Annotated in this window: 9 protein-coding genes and 3 pseudogenes; 4 read left to right on the top strand and 8 right to left on the bottom strand. The window is 54.4% G+C overall.

The features are described from left to right. The first annotated feature begins 123 nt into the window (after window positions 1-123). From tnpA to tnpC (EG244_RS19460), 3 genes and pseudogenes are all read left to right on the top strand, one after another. Complete coding sequence (tnpA, locus tag EG244_RS21360; protein ID WP_267900303.1) at window positions 124-528, top strand: IS66-like element accessory protein TnpA; 405 nt, start codon at window positions 124-126, stop codon at window positions 526-528. Beyond that, entirely contained in the window at window positions 522-875 is a 354-nt protein-coding gene (gene tnpB, locus EG244_RS19465) for an IS66 family insertion sequence element accessory protein TnpB (RefSeq protein WP_124966820.1), read from the top strand. The genes tnpA and tnpB (EG244_RS19465) overlap by 7 nt, the downstream gene beginning before the upstream one ends. Before the next feature lie 62 nt (window positions 876-937). After that, window positions 938-2457: pseudogene (tnpC, locus tag EG244_RS19460) on the top strand (IS66 family transposase); the annotation flags it as partial. Here the strand turns inward: tnpC (EG244_RS19460) and tnpC (EG244_RS19455) are convergent. From tnpC (EG244_RS19455) to EG244_RS21355, 4 genes and pseudogenes are all read right to left on the bottom strand, one after another. Next, window positions 2445-3975, bottom strand: a pseudogene (tnpC, locus tag EG244_RS19455) (IS66 family transposase). The pseudogenes tnpC (EG244_RS19460) and tnpC (EG244_RS19455) sit on opposite strands and share 13 nt — an antisense overlap. Window positions 3976-4041: 66 nt before the next feature. Continuing rightward, entirely contained in the window at window positions 4042-4395 is a 354-nt protein-coding gene (gene tnpB / locus EG244_RS19450) for an IS66 family insertion sequence element accessory protein TnpB (RefSeq protein ID WP_158617377.1), read from the bottom strand. A gap of 107 nt (window positions 4396-4502) precedes the next feature. Then, window positions 4503-5849, bottom strand: a complete 1347-nt coding sequence (locus EG244_RS19445; RefSeq protein ID WP_124966819.1) for an IS5 family transposase — start codon at window positions 5847-5849, stop codon at window positions 4503-4505. A 118-nt stretch (window positions 5850-5967) separates the two neighbouring features. Beyond that, window positions 5968-6261, bottom strand: coding sequence for a transposase (locus EG244_RS21355; RefSeq protein WP_158617376.1), 294 nt, complete (start codon window positions 6259-6261; stop codon window positions 5968-5970). A gap of 189 nt (window positions 6262-6450) precedes the next feature. Between EG244_RS21355 and EG244_RS21185 the strand changes: the two are divergent. Then, window positions 6451-6654 (top strand): annotated as a pseudogene (locus EG244_RS21185) (transposase); the annotation flags it as partial. Between the two features lie 257 nt (window positions 6655-6911). Here EG244_RS21185 and EG244_RS19430 read toward each other — a convergent pair. The 4 genes from EG244_RS19430 to wecB all read right to left on the bottom strand — a co-directional run bounded on the left by EG244_RS19430 (window position 6912) and on the right by wecB (window position 11222). Beyond that, a complete protein-coding gene (locus EG244_RS19430; RefSeq protein ID WP_124966817.1) occupies window positions 6912-7640 on the bottom strand; it encodes a WecB/TagA/CpsF family glycosyltransferase in 729 nt (242 codons plus the stop codon). Between the two features lie 12 nt (window positions 7641-7652). Beyond that, entirely contained in the window at window positions 7653-8888 is a 1236-nt protein-coding gene (locus EG244_RS19425; RefSeq protein WP_124966816.1) for a lipopolysaccharide biosynthesis protein, read from the bottom strand. A 131-nt stretch (window positions 8889-9019) separates the two neighbouring features. Beyond that, a complete protein-coding gene (gene wecC, locus EG244_RS19420) occupies window positions 9020-10354 on the bottom strand; it encodes a UDP-N-acetyl-D-mannosamine dehydrogenase (RefSeq protein WP_325050409.1) in 1335 nt (444 codons plus the stop codon). After that, window positions 10296-11222 (bottom strand): non-hydrolyzing UDP-N-acetylglucosamine 2-epimerase, encoded by a 927-nt coding sequence (wecB, locus tag EG244_RS19415; RefSeq protein ID WP_325050407.1) that lies wholly within the window; start codon window positions 11220-11222, stop codon window positions 10296-10298. The genes wecC and wecB overlap by 59 nt, the downstream gene beginning before the upstream one ends. Between the last annotated feature and the right edge of the window lie 106 nt (window positions 11223-11328).

Here is an 11328-nt window from a genome sequence, read left to right as displayed (position 1 = left end):
CACGCATGGCAAAGCCGCCGCCGGAAACTTATGGGTAATTGCAAGTCGCTGGCCCCCACATTGTCTGGCTCTGCCATAACTGCGAGGCGTTCTCCCATTGTTTGAAGGGGAGTTCGTTTCGCAATGTGTGCTCAAAATGCGTTTCTCACATCTCTGGGTGTGGATGTGTTTGCCTCAGGCCATCGCCGGTGGCCGCCTGATGTAAAGGCGCGGATCGTAGCGGAGACGCTGGCGTATGGGGCCTCTGTCGGTGCGGTTGCGCGGCGCTATGGCATCCAGCCCAACCAGCTGTCCGCCTGGCGGCGGCTGGCCAAGACCGGCAGGCTTGTCCTGCCGGCGCTGTGGGGTGACGCCGCTGAGCCCATCTTTGCCCCGCTTGTGGTGCGGGATGAAGCGCCACCCGTCGCGCCAAGCGCGTCACCACCGATCCGGCTGCTGTTGGAGAGCGTCGTGGTGGAGCTGGCCGGCGATACGCCTGCCGTGCGGATCGCCGGGATCGCCCATGCTTTGGCCATGCAGCCATGCTGATGCCCGCCCATGGCGTGCGCATTCTGATCGCCACGCGTCCGGTCGACTTGCGCAAAGGCCATGATGGCTTGGCCGCGCTCGTGCAGAACATGCTACGCGAGGCACCCTTTACGGGAACGGTCTTTGTGTTCCGCTCCAAACGGGCGGACCGATTGAAGCTGTTGTTCTGGGACGGCACGGGGCTGGTCATGGCCTATAAACGCTTAGAAGCGTCAAGCTTCGTCTGGCCGGCAGTGCGCGACGGAGCGATGCCCCTCAATCGCGCGCAGTTCGAGGCTCTGTTCGCGGGGCTGGACTGGCGCAAGGTGCGCCCATTGGAGGTCAAAGCACCTGCACGGGCAGAGTGAAATCGAGCCAAAAGATACTGATTTGACGTGATTTTATCGGGTATTCGCGCTAATTTCCGGCCATGTCAAAAGCGCTTGTCATCGACCTCTCGGCTATTCCTGCGCGTGAGCGTGCGGCGGTCGGGGCATTGCTCGCAGAGGTTACGGCGCTCAAAGAGATCACCCGTCGCCAGGAGCATCTGATTGCCGAGCTGAACCACGCCCTGCGCGGCAAACGCTCCGAGAAGCTGTCCGGGGACGACCGTCAGCTGGCTTTCGAAGACCTTTCCATCGCGCTGGCGGAGGTCGAAGAGGCCAGGCTGCAGCGGGGCATGGCGCCTGATCCTGATTTGAAGGCTGCCAGGCCCGCGATCAGACGCACCATCGGCAATCTGCCGGCCGACCTGCCGCGCATCGTGCAAGTCATTGAACCCGACAGCCTGATCTGCCCGTGCGGCTGTGGCGTCGTCATGCCGCTCGGACCGATGGCGCGGCATGAAAGACTGCACAAAATCGGCGAGGACCGTGAGCCGAACGATTGGACATCGTGCCCGCCCAGATGCGCGTCATCGTCACTGTGCGTCCCAAATACGCCTGCCGCGCCTGCACCGACGGCGTGGTGCAGGCGCCGGCACCCGCACATCTGGTGACGGCTGGTCTGCCGACCGAGGCGACAATTGCCCATGTGCTGGTCTCCAAATACGCCGATCATCTGCCGCTTTATCGCCAGAGCCAGATCCTTGCCCGGAACGGTCTGGAGCTACACCGCGCGGTGCTGGCCGATTGGGTGGGCAAAGCCGCCTTCCATCTGGCCCCGATCGTGGGGCGGATGGCCCAGGAGCTGAAGCGTTCGACCAAACTCTTCATGGAGTTCGCAGGGGACCGTAGCCCCTGTGGGGCCGCGTAAGCCCCGCAGAACACCACCGCACCCGTCCTTGACCCTGGGCGTGGCGCGACCAAAACCGGCTATCTCTGGGCATTGGCCCGCGATGACCGGGCTTGGGGCGGAGAGGATCCGCCCGGCGTGGTCTGCACCTCAGCCCCCGGCCGGTCCGGCGAACATGGCGAGACGTTCCTCGCAGGCTTCAACGGCATCCTGCAGACTGAGGAGGGTCACAAAACGCTCCGGGGGAGCGTTTTGCCGACGAAGGGTTACACAGGCTACAACCGCCTGACCAAGGCCACGCGCAAAGGCGGCGTCCCGATCCGTGTGGCCCATTGTTGGGCACATGCGCGGCGCAAACTGAAGGAAGTCTTCGACAAGGATGGCTCCGAGATCGCCCGCGAGGGCCTGCGGCGCATCGCCGGGATCTATGCCATCGAGGCCGATATCCGCGGTGTTTCGCCCGGCCAACGCCTGTCCGGACGCCAGACAAGCTCCGCGCCCCTGGTCGCCGCATTCGGCGCATGGCTGCAAGAGCAGCGCCGCAAGATCTCGGCCAAATCGCGCTTGGGCGAGAAGCTCGCCTATATCCATAACCATTGGGACGGTTTGCAGACCTTCCTGACCGACGGCCGCGTCGAGATCGACAGCAACCGCGTGGAAAACCTCATGCGGCCCATCGCTTTGAACCGTAAGCGCTGTGCCGGTCACACGTCCGGCTTGAATGCCCATGGCATGAGCTGATCGATCTCAGACTGCTTATACCCCCGAACGATGGCTGTTAGCGTGGCGCTGAGCCAGGCGAAGGGATCGACCTTGTTGAGCTTACAGGTCTCGATCAGCGATGCGATCATGGCCCAATTTTCTGCGCCGGCCTCATGTCCGGCGAAGAGCGCGTTTTTGCGGTTGAGGGCGATGGGTCGGATTGTTCGCTCGACGGGGTTGTTGTCGATCTCGACGCAGCCGTCGGTCAGGAAGATCTGTAAGCCATCCCAATATCTGGCCAGATAAGCCATCGCTTCGCCGAGATTGGATTTGGGCGATAGGCGGGCACGGTTTTGTGTGAGCCATTGGGACAGTTCCGCCATCACGGGCGCTGAGCGGCTTTGACGGGCCTGCAGGCGAGCCTCAGGATCCATGCCGGTTATCTCTGCCTCGATGGCATATAGGGTGCGGATCAGGCCCAAGCCTTCCTGTGCGATTGGAGCCGGCCCAATGCGGATGATCTCGATCAGCTTTCGCCTCGCGTGAGCCCAGCAATAAGCCAATCGGATGCTTCGGTCAGGCGCCAACAACCGGTTATATCCGGCATAGCCATCCACCTGCAGGATGCCGCTAAATCCCTGCAGGATACGCTCTGCATGTTGGCCGCCCCGTCCGGGGGCATAGGTAAAGGCCACGGCAGGCGGTGCCGTTCCGCCCCAGGGACGGTCGTCACGGGCCAGCGCCCAGAAGTATCCGGTCTTGGTCTTGCGCGCCCCGGGATCAAGGACGGGGGCACGTGTCTCATCCATGAAGAGCTTTGTGGACTGCTTCAGGTCCCACATCAGGGCGTCGAAGACGGGGCGCAGCTCGAAAGCGGCGCGGCCCACCCAATCCGCGAGGGTGGAGCGATCGAGATCGACACCCTGACGGACATAGATCTGAGCTTGCCGATAGAGAGGCAGGTGGTCGGCATACTTGCTGACCAGAACATGTGCGATAGTGGCCTCAGTCGCCAAACCGCCCTGGATCAAACGCGGTGCAGACGGTGCCTGAGCGACCCCATCGGTGTCCGGGGCGGCAGGCATACTTCGGGCGGCGCGTGAGGATGACACGGAACTGGGCCGGGATGACATCCAGGCGCTCGGAACAATCCTCTCCGATGCAGTGCAGGCCGCCCCCGCAGGTGCAGGTCAGGCTGTCAGGTTCGACGATGACCTCGATGCGAGGCAGATGAGCAGGCAGCGCGCCGCGGTTGGCGTTGCGCTTTTTGGCAGGACGCTGAGCTGCACGATCTTCGGCATCCTCTTCCGCCTGAACGGCCGCCATAGCCGTCTCGATATCCTCCAGCGCGAGATCGAACTGATCAGGATCTGCCTTCTCGGAACGCTTACCAAAGGCCGCCTGTTTGAAGGCAGCGACCAGCTTCTCCAGCGTTGCGATCCGGGCATCTTTGCGCAGGTTGGCCGCCTGCGTCTGCTCCGGAAGAGCACGCAAACTGGCAATCTCGGCGAGAAGATCGTGAGTGTCCGGCATAGCCAAGACTTAGCATATGCCGTTTAAATCACGGCATAAAATCGCAAGATCGGCCTGTAAATAATGCTATTCTGCGCCCTGCGGAGCCGCCACCTGCAAGGGCCTGAGCCGGCGCCAGTCAAGGCCGGCAAAAAGGGCGTCGAACTGTGCCGCGTTCATCGTCATCAACCCATCCTTCACCGCAGGCCAGATGAAGTTGTGCGCCTCAAGCCGCTTGTAGACCATCACCAAGCCTGTTCCATCCCAATAGAGCAGCTTCATGCGGTCAGCCTTGCGGGCACGGAACACGAAGATCGTGCCGGTGAAGGGATCCTTGCGCAGCTCATTCTGCACCATCGCCGCCAGGCTGTTATGGCCTGTCCGGAAGTCGATTGGCCGTGTCGCCACCATCACCCGGACTTTGTGGGACGATCCGATCATCCCGCCGCCATAAGGGCATGGACAACCGCGGCAATGCGGGCGACTGAGACATCTGATCCCAGACGGATCGTGACCGGACCATAGCTGGTTCATTCTGAACAAAGTGTTCAGCAAGCGATAGCTGCTTGGGAGCGTTGGTTTTCCTTTCTCGCTGCAGCCCAGATAGCCGCCATGATACAGGCAAGCCAAAGCCTGAGGTGGGCGAGGATCTTCCGGATGTTGTGGCCGCAGGCGCAGAGGACCGCAAAAATGGCGTCTCCGGTGGCGCCTTTCAGGGGGCATCGGCCGAGGCGGCCATCGGTTTTCATATGGCCGATTTCAGGCTCGATGGCGCTGCGGCGGCGAAGATCGGCGATGAGCTTTGGTGTCAGGCCGCGCCGCGTGCCGCTGATCAGGACACGGGTTTTGGTCTCGCCGTGACCACGGTAGCCGCGATCGACGACTGCCAGTTCCGGGCGATGATCGGTGAGGATTTCGACCTGCTCCAGCGCCTCGCGGAGCGTATGGCCGTCATAGGGATTGCCAGCGAAGCTGCGCATGCCGAGGATGAAGCCCTCATCCAGGCTGGTGGCGATGCTGACCTTGCAGCCGAACTCATAGCGTACCCGCGCCTTGCCTTTGGCGATGCAATCCACTTCGGGTGCATGCAGGGCATAGATCCTGTCACCGCCCTTTGCAGGCTGATGCAGCAGCTGCGAGACCAGCGCCAGTTTGGCGGTGAGACGCCTGCTCAGATCTCCCTCGGGGATATCCTGCAGGTGACGGCGCAGGTCCCGCATCACCCGGCCAGTATAACCTTTGAGCCTCTTCAACGCTTTACGCATGCGTTTGAACTGTTTGGCATGGGCATAGCGGCCCACCTGTAAGGCAAGACGTGGTGAGAGACGTGCATAGGACTGGCGCAGATCGATCCCGGCCTCCTGCGCCAGGGCGACCAGTTGGCTGCGGGCGCGATCGAGCAGCCGGGATTCCGTGGGATGGGCGATCGCCTTCTCCATCACCGTGGTATCGACCGCTACCCGCTTAAGGCTGTTTTGGTCGATCGCGCCGGAGGTCTGCCCCGCACGGATCGTTTGCGTCAGAAGCCATTCCACGCCTTCTTCTCCGATCCGCTTCCGCCAGCGGGTCAAAGACGAGGGGTCAATCGGCGGGCGGTGCTGGAAGAACACCTCGCCGGTGAAATGCTGGTAATAGGGGTTCTCGACCCACCGGGCCACCACCGCCTCATCCGACAATCGAAAGGCGTGCTGCAGATAGAGCAGGCCTGCCACCACGCGCGGCGGTGTCGCGGGGCGGCCGCGGTGGGACGGAAAGAAGCCGGACCATTCCCGCTCGAAAACCTCCCAGTCGATCATACCGGCCAGTTTCACCAGCTCATGGCGCGGATCGATCAGATCGACCAGGCGCGGCCGCAAGAGGTCATCCTGTTCTTCAATGCGAGGACGGTGCTTCATGGCGAGAGTCGAAATTGCAGGGTTTCAAATGAGATTATCCGAAATCCTGCAATACAAAGCGAGAAAAATCACCATAATTCTGCATGAAATCAGATATTTGAGGATTATTCAGGCCGAACTAGCTGATCTCAGTCGGATAGGACGCAAGTGGCTCGGAGACTGAAGGCTGAGAAGACGACCCCAACACCAGCGACGCAAATTCCATGGCCGTCTCGGGAGCTGGCAAAACCAGATCCCCCCGTTTGGCCCGACCGCGCCAGCTGGAAATGTGATTGGCCGTAATCCCGTGGCGACGTGCCACCGAACTCACACTGGCCCCGGGCAAAAGCGTTTCAGCAACGATCCGTGCTTTGACCTCGTCAGGCCATCGCCGGTTCCGCCGACGCGCCGTGCCATTTTGGAGAAACTCCATTGTAGGCTCCATTGGAGAAACTCCCATCCACCCAACGATGAATGTCCAATCTCAGATCAGAATGGAGCCGAATAGGTGGGGCCAAAACAGCGCTTACGCTTCTTCATGTGCTAATCTCCTCGTTCTTGGAGATCAGCAGACGTCAGATCGTAGCTTCCGTCACTGTCCGATTTCCGGGGAGTAGCTCAGATCGGCGGCACCCGCCGCAACCAGACACCAACACTCATCGCCGATCTTCGCCGTCGCAGTGCCATCGAGCCCGAAATTGGCCATATGAAAACAGATGGAGGCCTCAACCGATGCCTCCTGAAAGGCGCCGCCGGAGACGCCATCTTGGCGGTTCTCTATGCTTGCGGGCACAATATTCGCGAGATCCTCACCCACCTCAGACTTTGGCCGGCTAAACGCTTTGCTCAGGGCGGACTACTGACGTCAGTATTGTCGTCGTATAGATCTGAAGCGCCTCTCAAAAGGCGGAACAAACCGGGCCGTTACGCTTCGTATATCATTTTCAGTTCGTGGTGCGATAGCGAGCAGGCTGAGGCTTTGTCATCACGAAATTTTAACTCTATGGACTGCCTCTAGGAATCCTAGCTTTCAGTAGGCTTTTGAAACAATGCCGTTCAATGAATGATGTATAAAATGAAATATTATATATTATATCTTCCACAAACCCATAATAGATAAAATTTCGCCAATGGCGCATATCTTAAAATTCTAGTGGGATTCGTACCAAGTCTGTAAAGCCACTCTAACCCATTGTTTCTAAGTAATTTAGGGGCCCTCTTTTTTGCTCCTGAATAAACATCATAGGTGCCACCTACACCCATATAAGTAGCGGGGTGAATCTTCATAAGCCTAGAAATTAATTCCTCCTGGCGGGGAGAGCCCATAGCAACGGAGATAAAATCTGGCTTCTCCTTTCTTACCTTCTCTACAATATCATCCTCAGCGGAGAACCCATTAATCCTAGAAACATCAATTCCCGGAAATCTCTGACATAGAAGGCGGGCGACAGTTTTGTTTATATCCTCTGATGAACCTATCAGAAGAATTTTTCGGTTGAGGTCAAAGCATCTATTAATCGAAGCTTCCCATAATTCGACGCCAGCAATACGTTCAGAAGCTAAACCTCTTGATTTCAAAATGCGAGCTACGGGATAACCATCTGCGTAGAATATAGACTTACCGCCTAAGTTTTTAATAACCTCAGTTGAGATAGTAGACTTTACCAATTTTTCCGCGTTGACGGCAATCAATGCGCCAAAAAACCGCTCCCCACTCTCAGGGAATATATACTCAACCGCCTCTTTTAATGAGGAAAAGGCACTTACATTAAAAGAGCCAATCTTATGAGTATCACGTAGAAATTTATGCATTTTTGACTCCTTTCAGGACAGTTTTCGGATGTGTTTGAACATCATAATAATGTTAATTGAATAATTAACTGTCATGACAACACTATAAACTTGAAGTGAGAATTCAAAACTATAATTGAAAAACAATGATGTAGCAAATGCAGCCGCGGTCAGAATACTTCTATAACTATGCATTGTTAAAAATTTTTTCTGAGCACCGCCGAAATTATACACACACATAAGAACATAAGATGTTACTTGGAGAGGAAAAAAAATCGCAAGAGAAACCAAAACATTTTCACTTCCAGACCATTTCTCACCCAGTCCTAATTCCACTACTGTACTAGAGAAATAGCAGAGAAACAATGATGCGACCGCGGAGGCGGTAAATACCGAAAACCCAAATGTAAGTAAAAGATTTACAACTCCGTCTTTCACGGTTCCGGTTACTGATCTTCTCGCAAGTTCCGCGTAAAGAACGCGGTTTATACCCTGCCCTATGATCATCGCTCCAACGGTCATTATCGACGTCACCACACTAACGAGGCCGGCGCTGTAGGTCCCATAAATTGATAAAACTAGTATCATAGGCAAATTGACTGAGAGTTGGGATATTATTTGAGCTGGAACCCTAACCTTAATATCATCAGCGTGTCTTCTCGCCACACTCAACGCTTCGCGAAATTCCATTTTTTTATTTGCTCTATTCCGAGCAAATGCGCAACGTGACAAAAATTGACCTAAAGAGTGCGATACCAAAAGAGAAAAGGATCCACCGACGTAGCTCGCTGCTATCTTAGAAGTCTCTGTAATTAGTGTCTTGAGAAATGTATATTTTGATGCGGTGGAAAAATTCCTATCGTAGGATATTTCAGATATATAAATATCTGAATACGCGATCGATAGTGTCAGTAATGGTATGAATGCTGCGATTATCATTACTTCTAACGTCATCCCTAGAAGGTAGATAATAAACGCCCCCACTATGAATATTGGGATTAGCCATATGCATATCTTCGAGGTAATAGCTCTTGCTGCATTAAACATATCACGTGTCAAACTTTCATTTGATGTGCCCGCAGCCATAAATGGCAGTGTGAGTGTCACTAAAAATGAAAGGCAGGTAGCAATAGCCACAACCATGGTGTATAGGCCAAAGCTTTCCGGATCATACAGTCTCGCTATAATTGGAACGCTGACTAATCCAATTATTTTTGCAGAAAGTGAACCTGCTAGCATCTGAAATGCGCCTTTTGCTAGGTTGGCCAACCACTTCTCCTTACCAAGTATTTCTCAGCATATCAGAAGGATGATCCGATAATATTAATGACCAAATCATCCAATCTTAGCGTTAAAGGGGTGAATTAATCTCACGCCTCTAGAGCTTTCATAATTTCAACCTAGCTCCAGACGCCTCGAATATCTACAAGCGAACCCGATGGGGTAGGCATGCCCCTGAAAGGGGTATGATCGACCAACATCACATGAATATCCCCATTAGCATCATCAAGATCTATAAGCTCTGCGTTGCTCAGCGCTTCAGGTAGATCGTCTATATTCGGCTCAACCACCAAAATATGACCTAAATTCTCAGAAATTAAATTCTTAAGGATATGAATTGCTGGGCTCTCCCGTAAGTCATCAATATCTGGTTTAAAGGCAATGCCATAGACGACTATTTTTATGTCAGTCGACGAGACATTTTTTTGATGGGAAAAGTGTTCTCTTATGGCTTCTCGAACTTTCTGAATTACCCAATCTGGCTTGGAGTCATTGACATTTCGGGCCGTTCGTATGAGCTTTGCTTGCTCAGGTGCAGAAGATACAATGAACCAAGGATCAACTGCTATGCAATGCCCACCGACGCCCGGGCCTGGCTGCAGTATATTCACGCGGGGATGGCGGTTTGCCAGTGAAATAAGTTCCCACACATCGATATCTATCTTATCGCAAATAAGAGAAAGCTCATTTGCGAAAGCGATGTTTACATCACGAAAGCTATTCTCGGTAAGCTTAGCCATTTCCGCAATTCGCGTACTGGAAGCGATAACACACTTACCTGTAACAAAGAGGCGATATAGCTCGGATGCTCGCTCTGAGCAAAGTGCTGTCATTCCACCGATGACTCGATCGTTGGTGATTAGTTCCTGCATTACTTTTCCAGGCAATACTCGCTCAGGGCAATGTGCAATGCGAATATCTGACTCTTCACCACGGTGTTGGGGAAAGCTGAGATCGGGACGTGATTCAGCAAGCCATACCGACATGGCCTCGGTTGCACCTACTGGGGAAGTACTTTCCAAAATAACCAAATCGCCCTGCTTAAGTACGGGGGCAATAGATTTTGCGGCCGCCTCAATATAGCGCAAGTCCGGATCATGGTTATCGCCTTTAAAGGGAGTTGGCACGGCTACGATAAATGCATCGGCTGGCTCAGCGGTCAGAGTCGCGCGAAGTTTTCCCTGCTGCACAACAGAACGTACCACAATATCGAGATCTGGCTCGATTATGTGAATTTCACCCCGATTTATGATATCGACTGCCTTGGGGTTGACGTCTACACCGACCACTTCGACTCCACGGGAGGCGAACATAGCCGCAGTCGGTAGGCCGATATAACCAAGGCCAATTACCGAAATTCTTTTAAATTCTGCAGTTTTCATAGTTTGATAATCTTCAGAGGGATTTTGCGTAATTACGAATGGCGGTAATGATGCGGATAGAAGCTTGGCCATCACCGTATGGATTATGCGCTCGCTCCATTTTTTCTCGCGCGACCTTGTCATCGAGAAGCTGCGTGACTTCGGAGACAATACGGGCATCGTCAGTGCCAACGAGACGAACGGTGCCGGCGTCCACGGCTTCTGGCCTTTCCGTAGTGTCCCGCATTACCAACACTGGTTTACCCAAGGAAGGGGCTTCTTCCTGCACCCCTCCGGAATCAGTGAGAATGATTTCGGCTTGGCTCATCAGCCAAACGAAAGGCAGATAGTCCTGAGGCGGGATAAGGCGGACATTGCTTAAATGACTTAGGTTTTTCTCGACTGGTCCCTTTACATTTGGATTGAGGTGAACGGGATAAACAATCTGTACATCGTCGCGTTCAGCAATTTTTGCTAGAGCTTGGCAGATCCGCTCGAACCCGCCCCCGAAGCTTTCTCGGCGATGGCCTGTAACGAGGATCATCCTCTTTGCGGAGTTAATGCCAAAGGCTTTACTCCACTCATTGCTTCGCGATATATCCGATTCCAACATCCGAACAACGTCAAAAAGTGCATCAATAACTGTGTTTCCGGTAACAATGATGCGCTCTGGATTAATCGTCTCTGCAATAAGATTGGCTTGCGATCGTACAGTGGGTGCAAAATGTAGGTCGGTGATCGCGCCTGTGAGGCGGCGATTGATCTCTTCGGGCCAAGGCGAAAGAATATTCCCGGTACGCAATCCGGCCTCGACGTGGCCCACAGGGATTTTTTGGTAATAGGCTGCAAGGGAAGCGGCTAGCGTTGTGGTTGTATCACCATGCACCAATACCAAATTTGGATTGAATTCTTCAAGAATAGGTTTCAATCCTATGAGCACTGCAGTCGTGATCTCGGTCAATCCCTGGCCGGGCTTCATAAGGTTTAGATCATAATCCGGCCTTATCGAAAATAGATCTAGTCAGGAAAAAGCCAAGCTGACCGAAGATCGGCCCGATGGCCGACAC

This window comes from Falsigemmobacter faecalis (assembly GCF_003863335.1).
In the GTDB taxonomy this organism is placed as follows: Bacteria; Pseudomonadota; Alphaproteobacteria; order Rhodobacterales; family Rhodobacteraceae; genus Wagnerdoeblera; species Wagnerdoeblera faecalis.
The sequence above is the reverse complement of the archived record's forward strand: the minus strand, read 5'-3'. Positions and strand labels throughout refer to the sequence as shown.